The following is a 17,428-nucleotide window of genomic DNA, read 5'->3' on the forward strand; positions in this document are numbered from 1 at the left end:
GTCTCTCAGACGCGGCGTATGGGATCGTCCGACGCAGGCCCGGGCAGGCGGGCCAGCAGCATGTGACGGTCATGGTCGGGCAGCAGGTCCGCCAGCGTTGTCTCGTCCAGTACTTTCATGAAGGCATCAAGGGCCTGCGCCAGGGCGCCCCGCAGCTTGCACATGTCGGACAGGATGCAGCCCGCCCCTTCGGGGTTGGCAGGTTCACAGCTGACAAGCCGCATGTCGTCCTCGGTCTTGCGCACGACATCGCCAATACGGATATCTTCTGGTGCATGGGCCAGAACCAGGCCACCACCCCGGCCACGCCGCGCGTCAATCAGCCCCAGCCGCGACAGCCGGTGGATGACCTTGACCAGATGGTTTTCAGATATGTCATACGCATCGGCGATCTCGTGAATGGAGACGCGCCTGTCTGCATGGAGTCCCATGTATAGAAGCGTGCGTAAGGCATAATCAGTGTGCAAGGTCAGGCGCATGCCAGTATCTAACATGCTGCCAGCGGACAGAGACAGGTCTCTATAAACTGCATATAGTTTACAATTTATAGTGGAAAATACTCTCCAGCCCTTGGTTTCAGTGAACAGATTACACATAAAGGCGACAAATGCGGTGCTATAATCTCACGCAAATGTGATCGCAATGTGGCGTACGTAATCTTTTTGCCAACATTTATCTGCCACGATTCCGACGGACGCATCCGGCTGTTGCCAGTCTGTGCCCGGTGCGGCTGGTGCCTGTACGCCCCGGCTGGCTGCCTGCGGCGTGAATTCCCCCTGCCCGTCACGGCACGCGCGCCTGTGCCATAATGGCATGCGGGCTGTGACGCTTGTTACATGCCCATTCCCGCTGTGCGGGATGAAAGGTGACCAGCCGGTCCGGGGAAAGGGCCGGGAGCGTTTTCTCCCACGACCCGCGGGATGACCCGGTCCTGTCCGCTCTCCCCCGCCATTCCTGCCGGGGAAAGAGGGGTCATCCGGGCCACTTCATAATGTATGAGAGTTATATAATCTTTTCCTACCTGAATGGGTAGGGTTATCTCGCAAAGATATAATTTTTTACTGAACTGTTTTTGCAGGATTTTTTTTCACCTGCACCATGATGACGCGGATGTGTTCCCACGCTTCGCGTTTTCCGGTTGCAAGAAACGGGAACAGGTGGGGAAAGGCCCGTCCGTCTTGCCTCGTGACCGGATGGCGCGCTACGTCCCGCGTGTTTCCCCCACCGATCAGGACACAGTCATTGGCCACTCCCCGCAAGCAGAATGCCAGCCGCCGTACCCATGCCATTATCGTGGCACTGCTGCTTGGCGTTGTGGTGGGGCTGGGCCTTCATGCGGCCGGGCCGGCCGCCAGTGAACCGGCAACCCGGCTTGCCAGCCTGCTGACCGGCCTGTTCCTGCGGCTGGTGCGCATGATCATTGCCCCGCTTGTCTTTGCCACGCTGGTCTCGGGCATTGGCAGCCTGGGCGATGGGGCACAGGTGCTGCGCATTGGCGGGCGCATCCTTCTGTGGTTTGTCGTGGCGTCCTTCCTGTCGCTGCTGACGGGGCTGGTGGCGGCCAACCTGCTCCAGCCCGGCGCGGGCTTCACCACGCCGCTTTCAGCAGGTGACACGGGACTGGGACAGGCGCATTTCGATCCGGTCGAATTCGTGCTGCATGTGGTGCCGACCAGCATTTTTGATGCCATGGGCCGCAACGATATCCTGCAGATCGTGGTGTTCTCCGTCCTGTTCGGGCTGGCCCTGCCGGTCGTGGGCAAGGATGCGCAGCGCATGATCCTGCCCTGGACGGCGGAACTGGCGCGCATCATGCTGCGCATGACCGACATGGTCATGTATGTCGCCCCCCTGGCGGTGTTCGGTTCCGTAATGGGCAGTGTGGCGCATAGCGGGGCAGGCATTCTGGGCACGTTCGGCCTGTTCCTGTGCAAATTTTATGCAACCCTGGGTGTGCTGTGGGCGCTGCTGACGGCCATGACCTTCTGTGTGCTGGGCCGACGGGTATTTGTGCTGGCGCGGACACTGGTGCAGCCGATCCTGCTCGGTTTTGCCACGGCCAGCAGCGAATCCGTCTATCCGCTGCTGGTGGAACGGCTGGAGCAGTTTGGCGTGCCTGATCGCATCAGCGGGTTCGTACTGCCGCTTGGCTACAGCTTCAACCTTGATGGTTCGGTGCTGTTCCAGTCCTTTGGCGCGCTGTTCATCGCGCAGGCTTACGGTATTCACATGCCGCTGGGCCAGCAGGTGGCGATGGTGCTGGTCATGATGCTGAGCAGCAAGGGCATTGCCGGCGTGCCGCGTGCGGCGCTGGTCACGCTGGCCGCCGTCATGCCGCAGTTCGGCCTGCCCGAAGCGGGGCTGGCGCTGATACTGGGGATTGACCACTTCCTCGACATGGCGCGCACGGCCACCAATGTGCTGGGCAATGGCTATGCCGCGGCCGTTGCGGCCCGGTGGGAAGGGGTGCTGGAAACCCGCCCGCTGGAGGAAGGAGAATAAAAGTTTTTGGGTGCCCCCCTTTTTTCAAAAAGGCGGTTTCTCTGAAGCTTCTTGAAAAAAAGCTTCACCAAAGACTTTTCATTATTTTCAGTAGGTTGGTAAGGCGGCCTCTCGGAACGGGACGGCCATCCGTGCCGTCCCGTTCGTGTTCTTACGCCTTGGCCAGTGCGGCGCGCAGCTTTTCATCCAGCACGTCCAGGAAGGGCTGGGTATCGAGCCATCTGGCATCCTTGCCCACCAGCAGGGCCAGGTCCTTGGTCATCTGGCCGCCTTCCACGGTTTCGATGCACACGCGCTCCAGCGTCTGGGCGAAGTGGGTCACGTCGGGGGTGTCATCAAACTTGCCACGATAGGCCAGGCCGCGTGTCCATGCGAAGATTGACGCGATGGGGTTGGTGCTGGTGGGCCGCCCCTTCTGGTGTTCACGGAAATGGCGGGTCACGGTGCCATGGGCGGCCTCGGCCTCCACCACGTCGCCCGTGGGGTTGAGCAGCACCGAGGTCATGAGGCCAAGGCTGCCGAAGCCCTGCGCCACGATGTCGCTTTCCACGTCGCCATCATAGTTCTTGCACGCCCAGACATAGCCGCCCTTCCACTTCAGCGCGCAGGCCACCATGTCATCGATCAGGCGGTGTTCGTAGGTCAGGCCCAGTTTTTCGAATTCGGCCTTGAACTCACGGTCGTACACTTCCTGGAACACATCCTTGAACATGCCGTCATAGGCCTTGAGGATGGTGTTCTTGGTGGACAGGTAGACCGGCAGCCTGCGGTCACGCCCGTAGGCGAGGGATGCCCGCGCGAAGCCTTCGATCGAGGCACGGGTGTTGTGCATGCCCAGTGCCACGCCGGGGCCCTTGAAGTCATGCACGTCCAGCACCTGCTCGGGGCCGCCATCGGCGGGGGTATAGCGCAGTGTGACCCTGCCGGGACCGGGGATGCGGGTTTCGGCGGCGCGGTAGATGTCGCCATAGGCATGGCGGCCGATCACGATGGGCTGTGTCCAGTGCGGGACAAGGCGCGGCACGTTGGAGCAGATGATCGGTTCACGGAAAATGGTGCCATCAAGGATGTTGCGGATGGTCCCGTTGGGGGAGCGCCACATCTTCTTGAGGCCGAATTCCTTCACCCGGGCCTCGTCGGGGGTGATGGTGGCGCATTTCACGCCCACGCCATAGCGGCGCACGGCCTCGGCGGCGTCCACCGTTACGCGGTCATCGGTCTCGTCACGGTGGGTAATGCCCAGGTCATAATATTTCAGGTCGATATCCAGATACGGCAGGATCAGCCGCTCGCGGATGAAGTGCCAGATAATGCGGGTCATCTCGTCGCCATCCATCTCGACAACGGGATTCCTGACCTTGATCTTTGCCATGGTACGTCTGTCTGCCTTTATGATTTCTGTTTTTTAATCGTTGTTTTCTCAGCGCTTTTTCTTGCGCTTGTTCTGGCGCCCGTCCGCGCGCGGGCCTCCCGGTGGCCGCATTATTAGGCGTGCATGCCATGGATAAAAAGCACTGGTGCAGGGCGGTTCATTCACAAACGTGCCATCGCCCTGCGCGCAGGTGGCGTGGGGGGACTACCGGCCGGCGGGCGGCCATGGCATGAAACGGGCCATGAATACCCCCCGCCCGCCCGCCCTGCGCCGCCGCCTGCACGGCCTGTGCACCCGCATCTGGCCCGATGCGCTGCTGGGCAGCATGGTGGTGCTGGCGCTGCTGCCCGCCTGCACGGCCTTGCAGGGGATACTGCGCGCGGTCATGCTGTGGGGCGTGGTGGCGCTGGCCTGCAACAGCAGGCGGGTGCTGCTGGCCTGCCTGCTGCCCGCGGTCATGCTGATGCCCGGCGCGCTTTATTACATCAGCATAAGCGGCGTGCCGCCGGGCTATCCGCTGTGGCTGATCCTGTTCTACTGCTCGCTGCCGGTGGTGAAGGGCTATATCGGCCCGGTCCTGCCCTATCTGTGCGCGTGGATGGTGCTGTGGGGCGCGCTGGTGGCGCTGTACTGCCTGCGCCCGCGTGGGCCGGTGGTGCGGTGGCGGAGCCGCACGCGCCTGGCCTGCATGGGGGTGCTGCTGGCCGGGATCGTGGTGCCGACCGTGCGGCTGTGGCAAAGCCTGCCGCCCACGCGCGGCGGGACTGAAAACCCGATGGTGCCGATTCATGCCCGCTTTGACCGGGCCTGGCCATGGAGCGTGCTGACCGGCTATGCCGCTGCCCGGCGCGAGACGCGGCGCGTGAGCGAGATGGCCAGCCGCATCAGCCATGAGCCGGTCCATTTCCTGGCCCCGCCGCCCGCTAAGCCACAGGTGGTGGTACTGGTCATTGGCGAAAGCGCGCGGCGTGACCACCAGCATCTGTATGGCTACGCCGTGCCCACCACGCCCGAGATGGAGCAGGTGCCCGGCCTTGTGCGTTTTGACAACATGGTCACCCCTTTTGACTACACGGTGGGCGCCGTGCCGGTCATCCTGTCGGGCTATGACCGGCTGCTGCCCGGCGCGGTGCCGGGGCATGACCTGATATCGGTGTTCAACGCGGCGGGATTCGATACGTGGTGGATCAGCAACCACCCCCGGCTGGGGCCATATGACAGCGTGATCGGCGCCTATTCGGAACAGGCGCATCATATTGCCTACACCACCGTGCATGGCGGGATCATGAGCAGCCCGGTGCTGGATGAACGCATGCTGCCGGTGCTGGACGGCGCGATAGCGGGTGCGCGCGGCCCTGTCCTGATCGTGCTGCACCTGTTCGGCAGCCACGAGAACGCGGCCGACCGCTATCCCGCCGCCTTCAGCCATGTCGGCACGCCCTATGACAACAGCATCGCCTATACCGACCATATGCTGGCGCATGTGCAGGCAGGCCTTGCCGCCCATGGTGGCCCGGCCGTGATGTTCTACGTATCGGACCACGGGGTGCGGGTCAGTGAATGCACGGCGGGCATTCCCGCGCATGGCGATGTGCGCGCGGCCTATGCGGTGCCGTTCTATTTCTGGGCCTCTCCCGCATGGCAGGCCGCCCGCCCGCGGGCCATGCAGGCGGCGCGTGACAATACGCATGTCCCCTTTACGCTGGCCGCCATGCCCGCCAGCGTTCTGGACGCGGCGGGACTGGGCTATCAGGGGGCGGACATGGGGCTGTCCGCGCTGTCAGCCCACCCTGACCGGCCACGCCGTATCGTGCATGGGGACAGCGCCGCCAACCAGAGCGTGGATTACGACCACAGCCATGATGACGGGCGCTGCCATATCACCCGTGACTGAACGCGGGTGGAAGGGCCGGTTCAGTGCCCTTCGGGGTGGGTCTTGCGCCATGCATCGTAGCGGCGCTTGTCCAGGCAGTAGGCCAGGTTCTTGTACAGCTGGATATGGCGGATATGGGTTACCTCCTCCTGGCAGGTGATCTTGTCGCTGTCCTGATATTCATCCCAGGCGGGCTGCAGGACCAGGGCGCGTTCCTTTTCCCCGGTGACACAGGCATTGGTCACGGCGTCACCAAATTCGGTGGTGCAGTCATCCACCACCGGATAGTTGGGAAAGGTCAGCGCTGGTGCGGGCAACTGCACCTCGGGGCGGATATAGAGCGAGTTCAGTTCCCCTTCCGGCACTTCGGCGCGGGCATGGGGCGCGCAGGCTGCCGCCAGCACGGCCAGCAGGGCACAGGTTGTGATTTTTTTCATGTCTTGCCGCCTTTGTCTTGGAGACCGCCTTCACGGTCTGCCTCTGGAACGTCCTGTAAGTTATAAAGAAGTTTCTGGTGAAGCTTTTTTCGCGGGGCACCGGGGGCCGTTGCCCTGCCTGAAAAGGGCGGTGCCCGGGAATCCTGTATTTTTTATCAGCGATCTGTTTTCAGACAACGCCTGCTACCGGGTTGAGGAACGGTTTTCACGAAGAACGTCCATCCAGGCCCGCCACGCGGTCCAGCCATGGACAAGACGCGCCAGTTCCCCATACCCCCCACCGGCCGGATGGGCGCCATCCCCGCGTGCGATTTCGGGACACCAGAGCGGACTGGCGCGCAGCGCGGCCGCAATGGGCAGGAATGGCACCCCATGCCGCGCACAGGCCGCGCCCAGCGCATGGGAAAGGGCCTGCGTGCGGGCATCGGTCACGGCATGGCCGGTGGGCGGCGGTCCCACCATCAGGACAGGCCAGTGCGCGGTCGCGGCATCCTGCATCATGGCGCAGGCTGCGGCCAGACTGTGTTCAGGGGCAAGCCGGGGCCGGCCGTCGGGCCGGGATGTGCAGTCATTGACCCCGAACGACAGGACGATCCCGCCATCGTGCCGGCCACCGATGCGGGCTTGGGTCTCGGTGCGCCAGCGCCGGGCAATGTCATGGCCCGTCTGGCCACGCACGCCCAGGTTGTAGAGCGTGACATCCCGCCCTTCCTGCCGTTCCATGGCGCAGAGCCGCCCGGCCCAGCCCTGACAGGTTTCATCGCCCGTGCCCGTGACATAGCTGTCACCGATAAAGCAGATTCGCATACGGGCATGATAGACCCGGCGGGGGTGGGAAACCATGCCGGAACCATCTGGTGTTTCCGTACTTTCCTATTTTGTTCTCATGTTTTAGTGTCAGTCCCGTAACCAGCCGCAGGGAGCGGGAACGGAAAGATGCGTGCAGGGATCGTACCATGGCTGTGGGGCTGGCTGCTGCTGGGGTGCATGCCTGCGCTGGGGGCATCCTCCCTTTATGTGCTGGCGCCCGCGACGCCAGGCTGCACCCGGCCCGATGCCCTGCCCCGCGCCCGCCATCTGGCCATGGGTCAGGACCATGCCCTGGCAGTCCTGCACTGCCAGCGCGCGGGAGGGGAGGGGACATGGCAGCGGATGGGCCAGCATGGTGACGCGCTGCTGCTGCGTCACCTGCCCGCGCAGCGGGGGGAGGCGGCGCTTTATTTTCCTGCCAGTGCCGCAACCCCGGCAGGAAAGACGGGCCCCACGGGCCTGTTGTGGCTGGTCATGGTAGCGGGCGGGGCCATGGTGCTGTGGCCGCTGCTGCGTCATGGCTGGCGGGGGTGGCGCAGGCGCCGGGCCTGGCTGGTATGCACGGGGCTGGTCCGGCAGCATGCCGAGGCCCTGCGCATCCGGCGCAGGCAACTGGTACAGCCGAACAGTTACGGGGTGGAACAGACCGGCAGGTGGCGGCGTGAGATGATGGCATTCAGCAAGACCGTCCTGCGTCCCGCGCTGCGGGCCCGGCATATGGGCCATGCCTGGCCGCGTCTCGAGGCACGGGTGCTGGCCCGGATCGAACGGGTTGCGTGTCAGGTTCCCGCAGGGTTCCATGGCACGGACTACACCCCGGACATGGACCCCATTGCCTACGAACATCATTGCGCCGACCGCCTGCGGGCCTGCGGGTGGGATGCCCGCACAACACCCCCCGGCGGGGACCAGGGGGCGGATGTCATTGCCTGTCGTGGTGGATTGCGGCTGGTCGTGCAGTGCAAGCTGTACCGTAATGCGGTGGGAAACGACGCGGTACAGCAGGTCGCGGCCGCCCGGCTGCATTATCATGCCGACGTGGCGGCTGTCGTCTCGAATGCCGATTACACGGCTTCAGCCCGGCAGCTGGCGCGTTCCAACACCGTGTTCCTGCTGCATCATGACGAACTGGCGGCCTTTTCCAGCCGCCTTGCGCAGAAACATGGAACGGGCTGACCCCTTGTCACGTCATAACAGGGTCGTGGGGGCCGCCCGTTCCATGCCCGGCAGGTGCACAGACATTCCCTAGTCCCGTGTGTTGCCGGAAACAGGAGGGACAGGGTGATTGCGTGTGCTCAGCCGGACCGTGATCAGCAGATGGGCGATCATACGTGCAGAGTTGCTCATGAATCATACCTCCTATCTTCTCCATACATAAATCGTCCGGGGAAAGCGAAAGTTTCCTGCTGGATTCGCCGTGTTTTTTCCATGCCGTTGCGTCCATGCTCCCGCATCCCCATTTCCATGGGGCAAACATGTCGGAACGGGGGATGAAGTGAGACGACATCGTGTCATGCTTGACGGGCGGGAACTGTACGCGGGCGCGCAGTGGACCCATGTCCAGCGCTTTGCCGACGCCCTGCGGGCACGCGGCCAGGACGCCGTGGCGATCCGGGACGAGACACCCCGCCCCCCGCGTGTCCCCCGTCCGCGCATGACGGGGCTGCCGCCACGGGGCACGCCGGCCGGTCGGGTATAGGGCATGGCCTATGCCTGCCTGCTGGTTGCCATCCTGGCGGAAGTGACCGCCACGTTCTGCCTGACGCTGTCCAGTGGCTTTACCCGGCCGGTACCGTCATGCGTGACCGTGGTGGGATATGGGGTGGCGTTCTATGCGCTGTCACTGGCGCTGCGCAGTATTCCCACCGGGGTGGCCTATGCCATATGGTCGGGGGTCGGCACCGTCCTGATTACGCTCGTCTGCCGTGTGGTGCTGGGGCAGAAGCTCGACCTTGCCGCCATCGGGGGCATGGTGCTCATACTGGCCGGGGTACTGGTCATGAACCTGCTTTCCGGCACGGGACAGCATGGATAGGGGACGGCCCGGAGGCGACGCCCCCTTTGCAGTCAGACCGTAGCGCAAGGAGCCGGCCCCCATGGGGGAGCCGGCCCGTAAACTCAACGTCGCATGCCGCCGCCGCCGCCACCCGGGCCGCCGCGTCCGCCATCCGGCGGGCCGCCATGGCCGCCACCGCCGCGCGGTCCACCGCCGTCGCGGGGATGCCACCCGCCGCCGCGGCCAATATATTCGGGCGCGCCCCCGTAATAGTCGCCATAGCCGCTGTAATAGCCGCCATACCCGCCGCCATATCCACCATAGCCGCCATAATAGCCGCCGCCATAATAGCCAGGTCCATCCGCACAGGCCGCAAGCCCGCTGGCCAGCACCAGCACCGACAGTGATCGGGTCAGTCTTTTCATGGGAAATAGGGTCCTTTTTTCCATATCCGGAATGTTTCCTGATCCTGTCAGGTCATCCTGTATAGAGAAAAAAGGCCGGGAGACGACAGCGTTCCCGCGTGTTCCCATAATCCTTCCCGCCGGCCCGGCATATCGGGCGCGCGGGTCGGCGGGAAGGGGCAGGCGTTATTTCAGGCCATCGGCCTTGGCCAGTTCCCGCACGCGGCGCAGGAGGGAGACGGCATAGTCCTCGGCTTCCATCTTGGAGGAGAAGCCACCCAGCGTCTCGTTCAGGCCACCGATGCTGACCTCAAGGCTGTACTTGCCCTGTGCGTCAGGGCCGCTGGTTGCTGCTTTGCTCATGGTTGTGTCCTGTCTGGTCATGCCATGGCGCCGGGTTGCGCCATGGGCGACACGGTGCGTGTCTGCTGGTTATGACATGGGGTGCGGCGCCGGTGTTTCCATATGGCTCGCTGCAGGGCAGCCTGCCTGCCACGGCACTTGACAGCGTGGCGGCACGCTTTTGCAAGTCCGCTGCGATTCCTGCTACATGACATGCCGTACCGTTTCCCATCCCAGCCAGTGGCCTGCCCGCACCCATGATGACACGACTGCCCGGTTTCCTTCAGATGGCCCGCCTGTTCGACCTGTTCGAGGAGGTGGTGATGCTGGTGCTGACCCTGCTGATCGTGGTCATTGCCGGTACGTCGCTGGTGCATGTTGTGGTGGCGGTGGGACGGATGCTGGTGACAAGCGGGCTGAATCCGACCAGTCCGGAAACACTGCAGGGCATTTTCGGCATGTTCTTTACCGTGCTGATCGCGCTGGAGTTCAAGCATTCCATCCTTGTCCTGCCCGATGCGCAGCCCCACAGCCTGATCCGCATGCGTTCGGTGCTGCTGATCGGCATGCTGGCCACGGTGCGCAAGTTCATCGTGATCGACCTCAAGGAAGTGGACGTGATGGAACTGCTGGCCCTTTCCGCGGCAACGCTGTCACTGGGGATTGTCTACTGGCTGGTACGCCCGCCCGTGGCGCAGGCGCCGGGTCCCGTGCCCGGACATGAACCGGAAGCCTGAGCGGCTTCCGGTCCCTGGCGTCTATTCCTGACGGGCCAGTTCCGCCTCGATCCTGCTGATGCGCCGTGCCAGCGCCGGTGCGTGTTCGGGCTGGTCCTTTACGGCAATGTCATGCTCACGGCGCAGCTGCGCCAGTTCACGCTCAAGTTCGGTGGCGGAAGGAAGATGGTGTTCCGAAGACATGTGGCAGATCCCTGTTCGCGGTTGGTACAGGGTTCATGTCGGCAGCGGCGGGGTGGCATGCAACCCGCCAATCATGCGTATGTGGTATGACGTGCCCCGATCACGGGCTTGCGATAGCGGATATGGCTGGCATGATCGGCGCGTGCCCGCCAGCGCGGGTGGGTGCCCTGTCCGGGACGGATGGAGACCTGAATGGCCGCGAGGAGGAGAATACGGCATGGATTTCAAGCTGGGCGATATTGTGGTGGTCAGGGACGGTGCCTCCGTCAGGCCGGAACTGCGTGGCATGAAGGGTACGGTCGTGGAAATCATCGAGAATGGCCAGGTCCGCGTACGCAGTGACGGTACGGGCAATGATGAATGGTTCGATGCCGCCGCCCTGCGGCATGAATAGCGGCCGGGGGTGTCAGTCCCCGTCCCACAGGCGCAGGAAGGCATAGGGATAGGCCGTGCAGGCCTGCACGATATGGCGCATGCGCGCTGACCATTCAGCCGGCGGGCCGGGGCGTGATGGTGTTGCCTGCATTGCCTGTTTTCCCTGACTGTCCTGTTGGATTGTGAAGTCACCGACGCCATGCAAGCATGAAAGATGCGTTCCGCGACATCACTTTTGCATGAATGATGTACGTGTCGTGCAATAGATGCATTGCGGCTGCGCATGCAGTGTTTGGACGCTGCCCCGTTCAAGGTGATAGAAGGTGCGGGACCGGTCCGGCCGGTGTCCCGATGGACAGACAGCGAAGAGATTTGATGAACCGCGGCAAGATTGTAAAATGGGCAACCATCCTCTCCCTGCTGCTCATGATCGGCAGCGTCTGCGTGCTGGTGCGTGGCATGACGGCGGACGGGATCGGGCCGGTATCATGGATGGTTGCCGAAGGGCTGGCCGGTCTGGGCCTGCTGGGGCTGGGGGTCATCAACATAAGTGGCGGGCGCGACTGAACACGCCCGCCCGCGGGCAGGCGGCCCGTCGGGGCTAGTTGCCCATGCCCGGACCGCCGGAGCCGCCGGGACCATCGGTGGGGGCATCCTGCCCGGGGGAGCCGGTCATGCCGCCCACGCCGCCGCTCTGGGCCGGGTCGCTGGGCGGGCTGCTGGCCGCACATGCCGTCAGTCCCGCAAGAAGGAGCAGTACGGTAAGTTTCTTCATCTGGGTCTCATGTCCTCTGATCACGCTGGGGTGAGATATTTAAGGATGTCCAGCCCGGAATCAAAGACCGCCCCGCAGCTTTAAGGCGTGTCGGCCTGCCCTGGTTGCACACCCCTGCGGGAGCGGCGTCTGGTGGCATGCCCGCCCGGGCGGTGGGGGATGACGCGAAAGCCGGGAGGCTTCGGGCTGTCGGGAGATGGCGCGCCAGCGTCACGCGACAACGCCCGTCCCCGCCCCATGACGCGCATCGGGTACTACGGCCGGGCAGGGGATGTGGTCCTGGCACGCGGCAGTGGCGCGCAGGATGCGACCCCCGGCGGGCTGGGCATATATGGCCCCGGTTTCCTGCGGTTATGCTTGCCGCTACAGGTCTGATCCTGCACAACAGGACATGAGAAGCCGGGTCCGGCGTGTACGCCTGTGCGTGGTACACATGAAAGGGAGAAAATGGGATACAGCAGGGTTGTGGTGGCGGTACTGGCCACGGGTATTGCCTGTGGTGGCGTCGTGGCTGGTGCGCGTCTGGCACGGGCACAGGATCTGCCCGCATCCCCCGCGCCGCACGGCGGCGTGGAACTGCAGAAACTGCCGCCATATCAGAACAAGGTGAATGAATATATCGATCTGGCGTCCATCCAGTTGCACGGCGCGCATGCATCCGCCACGTTCATCCAGGATTTTGACGAGGACATGATCCGCCACGGCCTGCCTTTCGCCTCGGTCCGGTTTTCCGTCATGTACAACTGCGCGGCCGATACGTACCGCACCCTGTCCTATGCCACATGGTCCGGCCATATGGGCGCGGGCCACCGGATAGCCGATGGTCCGGTGCCGCGTGGCGAGATGACGGTCGACCCCTCCCTGCGTGATGGCAGGCGGATTGCCTGTGCCCGCTGGAATGGTGGCCACAAGGCGGCCGAATAGCATGCCGGCCTGTGGATAATCCGGTAAATCATGTGGATAACGAGGTGGATGACCTGAAAGTCCCCCAACCGTATGGCTTAAGAAACAGGTAAAAATGCGCGCTGGCCCCGCTGTGGACAGCCCCGCGTGGCGTCCGGGCAGGTGGCCCGTGGCGGCAGCCCCGGGACACGATGGCGGCTAGGGGGATGCGGGCGTGGGGACCGGGGCAGGCGTCTGGGCCGTGGGCTTGGCGGGCAGGATGTCATCGCTGCCGCTGGAGCCTGATACAAGCTGCCACTGGCGCCGGTCATCCTGATAGCGTGACAGGCACATCAGCAGGGCCTGGTATTTCTCCAGCCGGCCCGGATCGCTGACCAGGGACAGGCAGGCCCCCTTCAGGTCACTGTCATACCGTGCCCACTGGCTGGTCAGGGCCGCCTGGCTTTTCTGCTCGGCGGTAATGCATTCCCCGTCGGTATCCTGCATCTCGATATGGGCGCGCCCGCAATTGGCGGCAATATCATATTGCGGCAGGACCAGCCTGCGCCCGTGCTGGGTATCATAGGGGTGATGGGCCAGTTTTTCTATGTCCACCCCCGGCGCGGGATGTGCCGCGGGCGCGGGCTCCAGCGGCGGGGGCAGGCTTTCGCCATGGGCCTTTGCGTATTGCGCCAGGTCATCCAGCGCCGCCATCGCCCCCCGGACGGAGAAGGAAACCGGATCATGCTCAAAGGGCACCAGCGCCCCGGTGGCGGCGGCCTTCAGCGCGTCCACCATGTCGGGCACCGTGTCGGGCTTCAGGTCGCCGCCCGCGGTGTCCCATTTCTGGCCATCAAGAAAGGTCTGGAGGGCGACGGTGAACTTGCCGATCATGAGCATGGCCGTCTCCACCCCCCGCGGGTTGCGGTAACGTCCGTGGCGCTGATGGATGGCAATGCCGATCGTGCCGCTGGCGGAGCGGTAGAACATGACATCCAGCGACCCCTGATGGGACATGACCATGGGCTGGCCGCCTGGTCCGCTATTGGCGAAGATCCAGTCAGGATCGGCCGCGCGGGCCGGTGACATGGCGCATAGGGTCCCGATTGCCAGGATGGCAGCAGGTAGCAGGCGCATCCCGGCTTTTTCCTTCCGTCTGTGCATGAATGTCATTGCGGGCGGCATGATAACGATACCGCTCCCCCTTGGCCAATGCCGCCGGTCGGGAGTGCGTCGGCCCGGGTGGGAAAATGAAAATCTTCTTTACTATTATTCCATCGGGCAACGTGGCACGCATCGCGCTGGAAGCATGACATGCTTTGTCGCATATTGGCCATGACCAGACATCATGAGGAAATCCATGCCCGCAGGGGGCGGCAGGGATATTTTCTTGCCACGATTGTGACATTATATGTCAATATCACACGACTGTGATTATTATGTTCCATAACTCCGATTCGTCGGTCTCTGTCGCAATGGGGATTGTCGCAAAGTGAACAGGAAACTGAACCTGCTTGTGGGCTGTCTGGCGTTTGCCGCCGTTCCGGGGGCGGCCATGGCCCAGTCCTATGATGAGAAGCCGCGCGCCGTGCCGGTGGCCATGCTGCCCGAGGACGAGAGCGCCAGCCCCAGCCCGTCGCAGATGCTGGTGGATGAACGCGCGGGGGGCTGGGTGGCCATCCATCACACGCCCGATTCCGGTGTGCATACCGACCTGTGCATCGCAGGCTCCGAAAGCGAGATCCTGATGTTCCGCGCTGATGCCGATTCGCTGCAGGTGCGCAGCGCGGATGACCACTGGACCCTGGCCAGCGGCCAGAAGGGCGACATGACCGTAAGCGTGGGGTCCTATAGCCGCGTCTTTCACATGCAGGCCAATGATGCCACCACCCTGTCGGCCGATATCGCGCCCACGGAACTGGCCCCGCTGCTCGATGCCATGGCGGGCGCGCGCATGGCGGTAGTGAAATTCGGGGACCGCACCACCCTCAGCGTCAATCTGGTGGGCAGCGTTCCCGTGCTTGACCGCTTCCGTGGATGTGCGGAAACCCAGCACTTTGCCGATCTGGGGCATGGCGCGGGGCAGAAGGCGTCTCCTTTCTAGCCCTGTCGCGCCGGTTGCGCGTGCATGGCTGCCCGCACGTTGCGCCGTGGTGACAAGGCGGGCCTGTATGGCGGAAACTTCCGGCCGTGACTGTCAGCGATGGCTGATACCCAATGGAAGGAATACAGGACGTGAGGCGACGGTTTCATCTTGGCGTGCTGGCGGGACTCGCCATTATGGTTACGGGACCACTTTCCGGTGCTGCGCTGGCGCGCGCGCCGAAGCCCCCGGCCGAACCCCCTGCGTCCACGCCTGTCCTTGATGTCGCGGCGTTTCAGACCCAGGCGGCCCGGTATGTGGGCAGGCCCGTGCGGATAGAGGGGTGCTATATCACCTCGGCCAATTCCGGGGGGGCGGACTGCGCCGCGTTCCGTATTGCGGACCTGCCGGGCCAGGTGGACTGGAACGGCACTGTCCCGCTGGATGGCCCGACCATGGAGGACGCCTCGCTGCGCAGGGCCCAGCAGATCTGTGGCGACACCGGCCAGCAGCCGCAGTGCCGGGCCGAGGTCAGCGGCGTGGTCTATGATCCGTTCGGGGACATGGGGGTACAGGGCCAGCGTAATTTCGAACTGCGCAATGCCCGCATCCACTGGCTGGCCGAACCCGCGCCAAAGGGGCATCCGTCATCCGCTGCCCGTCATGTGGCGCGCTGAACCATTCCGGGTCCCGTCCCGTCTCCTGCCGGGGCGGGGACAAGCCTAGCCTGCGTGGCCAAGCAGGCGGGACAGCAGCGTGAAACCGCTCCCGCACAGCAGGCTGCCCATGACCACCATGGGCACGATCCACATCTCGCGCATGAGCGTTTTCACACGCGCCAGCGTATGGTGCGTGAACGGGCTGCGCGTGGCAGGCAGGGCCGGGGTAAGCATGCGTGTCATGGCGTGACGTCCCGGGGCGTGGCATGGCCCCAAAAAAGCGGCTGCGGTTCGTGAGCGGTGGCGCGTAATGCGGACAGGGCACGGGCCTGTCAAGCATGAAAATTGCAGGCAGCGCGAAAGCAGGTGGATAGGAAGCGGAAAACGGCTTTTCCCCGCCATTTTCCATGCATGATATGCTTTTAATGCGCGGCGGCGTTGCGGGGTATGACCGTATGCCCGATAAGGTGCGTTTGGCCATGCCTGCATGGTCTCCCTTCCGCACGGGATTCGTCCATGACTCCGCTCGCGCTGATCCTGACCGGCCTTGGCTCCATTGCCCTTCTTCTTGTCCTGATCCTGTGGGCGCGGCTGCATCCCTTCGTGGCACTGCTGGGTGTCGCGGTGGCGGTGGCGGTGCTGACCGGCATGCCGGTGGCGAAGCTGGCCGATTCGATTCAGGGCAGCATGGGCCGCACCATGGGCCATATCGCCATTATCGTGGCGCTGGGGGCCATGATCGGGCGCATGATCGACCTTTCCGGCGGGGCGGCCGTGGTGGCGGCCCGGCTGGTCAGCCGCGTCGGTGCCGCCCATGTGCCGCTGGCGCTGGTCATCGCGGCCTTCGGGGTGGGCATTCCGGTCTTCTTTGAAGTGGGCGTCATCATGCTCATGCCGCTGGTCTATGGCATGGCGCGGCAGACGGGCCGCGCGCCCGCGGTGTTCGGCATCCCCATGGCGGTGACCATGCTGACCGTGCATGCCCTGCTGCCGCCCCATCCCGGTGCCGTGGCGGTGGCGGGCGCGCTGGGCGTGGGGGCGGGGCACATGCTGCTGCTGGGCCTGCCGCTGGCCGCCGTGGCCACGGGGCTGACCTATGTGCTGACGCGCCCGATCATGGCCCGGCCCTTTGGCTGCACGCCCGATATCCGCGCTGTGGTGGAGGAGGCGCGCAACGCCACCCGTAATCATGACGCGGCGGACGGCCCGGCCCGGCTGTTCATGCAGGCCAGCCAGCAGCGGCCGGTCAGCATTGGCGAGATCGCGCTGGTGATTGCCGTGCCGGTCCTGCTGATGGTGGGGGGCACGCTGGCGGGTGAACTCATGGCGCCGGGGCGCCTGCGTTCCGTGCTGGTGTTTGTGGGTATCCCCTTCATTGCCCTGGGGCTGGATGTGGTGCTGTGCGCGTGGCTGCTGGGGCTGCGGCGCGGCATGGCGCTTGGCACCGTGTCCGATGTGGTGGCGGCCGCCCTGCCGGGCACGGCCATCATCATCCTTATTACCGGGGCGGGGGGCGCGTTTGCGCAGGTGCTGGTGGGCAGCGGGGTGGGGGATGCGCTGGGTGGCCTGCTGGCCGCGACCGGCCTGCCGCTGCTGGTGCTGGCCTTCGTGCTGACCATGATCCTGCGCGTGGCGCAGGGGCCGACCACCGTGGCCCTCATGACCACGGCAGGCATCCTTGGCCCCATGATCGGGCGGCTGCATCTGGACCAGACGCATCTTGCACTGATGGCGCTGGCCATGGGGGCGGGGGGCATGGGGCTGTCCCATGTCAATGATGCCGGGTTCTGGATCGTAACCCGCATGTGCGGCGTCAGCGTGCGTGAGGGGCTGCGGAGCTGGAGCGTGATGACGCTCATTGCCTCCGTGCTGGTCTTCGCCGGTGTGGCCACGCTGTGGGCCGTGCTGCCTGCCTGAGCGGGGGATGGATAAAAGCTAGAGTTTCCGGGTGCCGCCTTTTTTCCAAAAGGCGGCGTCCTTTAAAGCTTTTTGGAAAAG

Annotated in this window: 23 protein-coding genes; 13 read left to right on the top strand and 10 right to left on the bottom strand. The window is 64.3% G+C overall.

Annotation, left to right across the window (positions count from 1 at the left end):
* Positions 1-5 precede the first annotated feature (5 nt).
* Complete coding sequence (locus CFR78_RS13065; RefSeq protein ID WP_083824398.1) at positions 6-479, bottom strand: RrF2 family transcriptional regulator; 474 nt, start codon at positions 477-479, stop codon at positions 6-8.
* 763 nt (positions 480-1,242) lie between these two features.
* On the opposite strand from CFR78_RS13065, the gene CFR78_RS13070 reads away from it, so the two are divergent.
* Positions 1,243-2,502 carry a dicarboxylate/amino acid:cation symporter gene (locus tag CFR78_RS13070; protein WP_007397523.1) on the top strand — a complete coding sequence of 420 codons (1,260 nt, stop codon included), beginning with the start codon at positions 1,243-1,245 and terminating at the stop codon, positions 2,500-2,502.
* A gap of 151 nt (positions 2,503-2,653) precedes the next feature.
* Here CFR78_RS13070 and CFR78_RS13075 read toward each other — a convergent pair whose 3' ends face one another.
* The gene (locus CFR78_RS13075) at positions 2,654-3,874 is read right to left on the bottom strand and encodes an NADP-dependent isocitrate dehydrogenase (protein ID WP_007397524.1); all 1,221 of its coding nucleotides are present in this window, start codon (positions 3,872-3,874) and stop codon (positions 2,654-2,656) included.
* 241 nt (positions 3,875-4,115) lie between these two features.
* Here CFR78_RS13075 and CFR78_RS13080 point away from each other — a divergent pair, with 241 nt between their 5' ends.
* Positions 4,116-5,768: a phosphoethanolamine transferase gene (locus tag CFR78_RS13080; RefSeq protein WP_051672102.1), complete on the top strand. Its 1,653-nt coding sequence runs from the start codon at positions 4,116-4,118 to the stop codon at positions 5,766-5,768.
* A gap of 20 nt (positions 5,769-5,788) precedes the next feature.
* Here CFR78_RS13080 and CFR78_RS13085 read toward each other — a convergent pair whose 3' ends face one another.
* Together CFR78_RS13085 and CFR78_RS13090 are read right to left on the bottom strand one after the other, a co-directional pair.
* The gene (locus CFR78_RS13085; RefSeq protein ID WP_034931709.1) at positions 5,789-6,184 is read right to left on the bottom strand and encodes a hypothetical protein; all 396 of its coding nucleotides are present in this window, start codon (positions 6,182-6,184) and stop codon (positions 5,789-5,791) included.
* 183 nt (positions 6,185-6,367) lie between these two features.
* Positions 6,368-7,027 carry a GDSL-type esterase/lipase family protein gene (locus CFR78_RS13090; RefSeq protein ID WP_240471429.1) on the bottom strand — a complete coding sequence of 220 codons (660 nt, stop codon included), beginning with the start codon at positions 7,025-7,027 and terminating at the stop codon, positions 6,368-6,370.
* A 93-nt stretch (positions 7,028-7,120) separates the two neighbouring features.
* Between CFR78_RS13090 and CFR78_RS13095 the strand changes: the two genes are divergently transcribed.
* The 3 genes from CFR78_RS13095 (at position 7,121) to CFR78_RS13105 (ending at position 9,029) form a co-directional block, all read left to right on the top strand.
* Positions 7,121-8,170: a restriction endonuclease gene (locus CFR78_RS13095; protein WP_034931710.1), complete on the top strand. Its 1,050-nt coding sequence runs from the start codon at positions 7,121-7,123 to the stop codon at positions 8,168-8,170.
* A 319-nt stretch (positions 8,171-8,489) separates the two neighbouring features.
* Positions 8,490-8,693, top strand: a complete 204-nt coding sequence (locus tag CFR78_RS13100; protein WP_223846548.1) for a hypothetical protein — start codon at positions 8,490-8,492, stop codon at positions 8,691-8,693.
* A 3-nt stretch (positions 8,694-8,696) separates the two neighbouring features.
* Positions 8,697-9,029: a DMT family transporter gene (locus CFR78_RS13105; RefSeq protein WP_007397532.1), complete on the top strand. Its 333-nt coding sequence runs from the start codon at positions 8,697-8,699 to the stop codon at positions 9,027-9,029.
* 83 nt (positions 9,030-9,112) lie between these two features.
* Here CFR78_RS13105 and CFR78_RS13110 read toward each other — a convergent pair whose 3' ends face one another.
* A complete protein-coding gene (locus CFR78_RS13110) occupies positions 9,113-9,415 on the bottom strand; it encodes a hypothetical protein (RefSeq protein WP_034931753.1) in 303 nt (100 codons plus the stop codon).
* A gap of 165 nt (positions 9,416-9,580) precedes the next feature.
* Positions 9,581-9,757 (bottom strand): hypothetical protein, encoded by a 177-nt coding sequence (locus CFR78_RS16325; protein ID WP_007397533.1) that lies wholly within the window; start codon positions 9,755-9,757, stop codon positions 9,581-9,583.
* Positions 9,758-9,993: 236 nt separating this feature from the next.
* On the opposite strand from CFR78_RS16325, the gene CFR78_RS13115 reads away from it, so the two are divergent.
* Positions 9,994-10,473, top strand: coding sequence for a phosphate-starvation-inducible PsiE family protein (locus CFR78_RS13115; protein WP_007397535.1), 480 nt, complete (start codon positions 9,994-9,996; stop codon positions 10,471-10,473).
* Between the two features lie 21 nt (positions 10,474-10,494).
* Here the strand turns inward: CFR78_RS13115 and CFR78_RS16330 are convergent, their stop codons facing one another.
* Positions 10,495-10,656, bottom strand: coding sequence for a hypothetical protein (locus tag CFR78_RS16330; protein WP_007397536.1), 162 nt, complete (start codon positions 10,654-10,656; stop codon positions 10,495-10,497).
* A 217-nt stretch (positions 10,657-10,873) separates the two neighbouring features.
* On the opposite strand from CFR78_RS16330, the gene CFR78_RS16335 reads away from it, so the two are divergent.
* Complete coding sequence (locus CFR78_RS16335) at positions 10,874-11,050, top strand: hypothetical protein (protein WP_007397537.1); 177 nt, start codon at positions 10,874-10,876, stop codon at positions 11,048-11,050.
* A 356-nt stretch (positions 11,051-11,406) separates the two neighbouring features.
* Entirely contained in the window at positions 11,407-11,598 is a 192-nt protein-coding gene (locus tag CFR78_RS13120; protein ID WP_034931712.1) for a hypothetical protein, read from the top strand.
* A 34-nt stretch (positions 11,599-11,632) separates the two neighbouring features.
* Here the strand turns inward: CFR78_RS13120 and CFR78_RS16340 are convergent, their stop codons facing one another.
* Complete coding sequence (locus CFR78_RS16340; RefSeq protein WP_007397540.1) at positions 11,633-11,806, bottom strand: hypothetical protein; 174 nt, start codon at positions 11,804-11,806, stop codon at positions 11,633-11,635.
* A 159-nt stretch (positions 11,807-11,965) separates the two neighbouring features.
* On the opposite strand from CFR78_RS16340, the gene CFR78_RS16065 reads away from it, so the two are divergent.
* Positions 11,966-12,181 carry a hypothetical protein gene (locus tag CFR78_RS16065; RefSeq protein WP_034931714.1) on the top strand — a complete coding sequence of 72 codons (216 nt, stop codon included), beginning with the start codon at positions 11,966-11,968 and terminating at the stop codon, positions 12,179-12,181.
* Between the two features lie 72 nt (positions 12,182-12,253).
* Positions 12,254-12,730 carry a surface-adhesin E family protein gene (locus CFR78_RS13125; RefSeq protein ID WP_007397541.1) on the top strand — a complete coding sequence of 159 codons (477 nt, stop codon included), beginning with the start codon at positions 12,254-12,256 and terminating at the stop codon, positions 12,728-12,730.
* Positions 12,731-12,907: 177 nt separating this feature from the next.
* Here CFR78_RS13125 and CFR78_RS13130 read toward each other — a convergent pair whose 3' ends face one another.
* Positions 12,908-13,852 (bottom strand): hypothetical protein, encoded by a 945-nt coding sequence (locus tag CFR78_RS13130; RefSeq protein ID WP_034931755.1) that lies wholly within the window; start codon positions 13,850-13,852, stop codon positions 12,908-12,910.
* 328 nt (positions 13,853-14,180) lie between these two features.
* Between CFR78_RS13130 and CFR78_RS13135 the strand changes: the two genes are divergently transcribed.
* The gene (locus CFR78_RS13135) at positions 14,181-14,792 is read left to right on the top strand and encodes a hypothetical protein (protein ID WP_240471431.1); all 612 of its coding nucleotides are present in this window, start codon (positions 14,181-14,183) and stop codon (positions 14,790-14,792) included.
* Positions 14,793-14,923: 131 nt separating this feature from the next.
* Complete coding sequence (locus tag CFR78_RS13140) at positions 14,924-15,448, top strand: hypothetical protein (RefSeq protein WP_007397547.1); 525 nt, start codon at positions 14,924-14,926, stop codon at positions 15,446-15,448.
* A gap of 45 nt (positions 15,449-15,493) precedes the next feature.
* Here the strand turns inward: CFR78_RS13140 and CFR78_RS13145 are convergent, their stop codons facing one another.
* Entirely contained in the window at positions 15,494-15,673 is a 180-nt protein-coding gene (locus CFR78_RS13145; protein WP_034931719.1) for a hypothetical protein, read from the bottom strand.
* A gap of 273 nt (positions 15,674-15,946) precedes the next feature.
* Between CFR78_RS13145 and CFR78_RS13150 the strand changes: the two genes are divergently transcribed.
* A complete protein-coding gene (locus CFR78_RS13150; RefSeq protein ID WP_034931720.1) occupies positions 15,947-17,347 on the top strand; it encodes a GntT/GntP/DsdX family permease in 1,401 nt (466 codons plus the stop codon).
* Positions 17,348-17,428 lie beyond the last annotated feature (81 nt).

It is taken from the genome of Komagataeibacter rhaeticus, assembly GCF_003207855.1.
Taxonomy (GTDB): domain Bacteria; phylum Pseudomonadota; class Alphaproteobacteria; order Acetobacterales; family Acetobacteraceae; genus Komagataeibacter; species Komagataeibacter rhaeticus.

Bases quoted from the DNA above. Each gene is read 5' to 3' on its own strand.
- CFR78_RS13065 (WP_083824398.1), bottom strand. From the start codon at position 479: ATGCGCCTGACCTTGCACACTGATTATGCCTTACGCACGCTTCTATAC.
- CFR78_RS13075 (WP_007397524.1), bottom strand. From the start codon at position 3,874: ATGGCAAAGATCAAGGTCAGGAATCCCGTTGTCGAGATGGATGGCGAC.
- CFR78_RS13080 (WP_051672102.1), top strand. From the start codon at position 4,116: ATGAATACCCCCCGCCCGCCCGCCCTGCGCCGCCGCCTGCACGGCCTG.
- CFR78_RS13085 (WP_034931709.1), bottom strand. From the start codon at position 6,184: ATGAAAAAAATCACAACCTGTGCCCTGCTGGCCGTGCTGGCGGCAGCC.
- CFR78_RS13090 (WP_240471429.1), bottom strand. From the start codon at position 7,027: ATGGTTTCCCACCCCCGCCGGGTCTATCATGCCCGTATGCGAATCTGC.
- CFR78_RS13095 (WP_034931710.1), top strand. From the start codon at position 7,121: ATGCGTGCAGGGATCGTACCATGGCTGTGGGGCTGGCTGCTGCTGGGG.
- CFR78_RS13105 (WP_007397532.1), top strand. From the start codon at position 8,697: ATGGCCTATGCCTGCCTGCTGGTTGCCATCCTGGCGGAAGTGACCGCC.
- CFR78_RS13110 (WP_034931753.1), bottom strand. From the start codon at position 9,415: ATGAAAAGACTGACCCGATCACTGTCGGTGCTGGTGCTGGCCAGCGGG.
- CFR78_RS16325 (WP_007397533.1), bottom strand. From the start codon at position 9,757: ATGAGCAAAGCAGCAACCAGCGGCCCTGACGCACAGGGCAAGTACAGC.
- CFR78_RS13115 (WP_007397535.1), top strand. From the start codon at position 9,994: ATGATGACACGACTGCCCGGTTTCCTTCAGATGGCCCGCCTGTTCGAC.
- CFR78_RS16330 (WP_007397536.1), bottom strand. From the start codon at position 10,656: ATGTCTTCGGAACACCATCTTCCTTCCGCCACCGAACTTGAGCGTGAA.
- CFR78_RS16335 (WP_007397537.1), top strand. From the start codon at position 10,874: ATGGATTTCAAGCTGGGCGATATTGTGGTGGTCAGGGACGGTGCCTCC.
- CFR78_RS13120 (WP_034931712.1), top strand. From the start codon at position 11,407: ATGAACCGCGGCAAGATTGTAAAATGGGCAACCATCCTCTCCCTGCTG.
- CFR78_RS16340 (WP_007397540.1), bottom strand. From the start codon at position 11,806: ATGAAGAAACTTACCGTACTGCTCCTTCTTGCGGGACTGACGGCATGT.
- CFR78_RS16065 (WP_034931714.1), top strand. From the start codon at position 11,966: ATGACGCGAAAGCCGGGAGGCTTCGGGCTGTCGGGAGATGGCGCGCCA.
- CFR78_RS13125 (WP_007397541.1), top strand. From the start codon at position 12,254: ATGGGATACAGCAGGGTTGTGGTGGCGGTACTGGCCACGGGTATTGCC.
- CFR78_RS13130 (WP_034931755.1), bottom strand. From the start codon at position 13,852: ATGCACAGACGGAAGGAAAAAGCCGGGATGCGCCTGCTACCTGCTGCC.
- CFR78_RS13145 (WP_034931719.1), bottom strand. From the start codon at position 15,673: ATGACACGCATGCTTACCCCGGCCCTGCCTGCCACGCGCAGCCCGTTC.
- CFR78_RS13150 (WP_034931720.1), top strand. From the start codon at position 15,947: ATGACTCCGCTCGCGCTGATCCTGACCGGCCTTGGCTCCATTGCCCTT.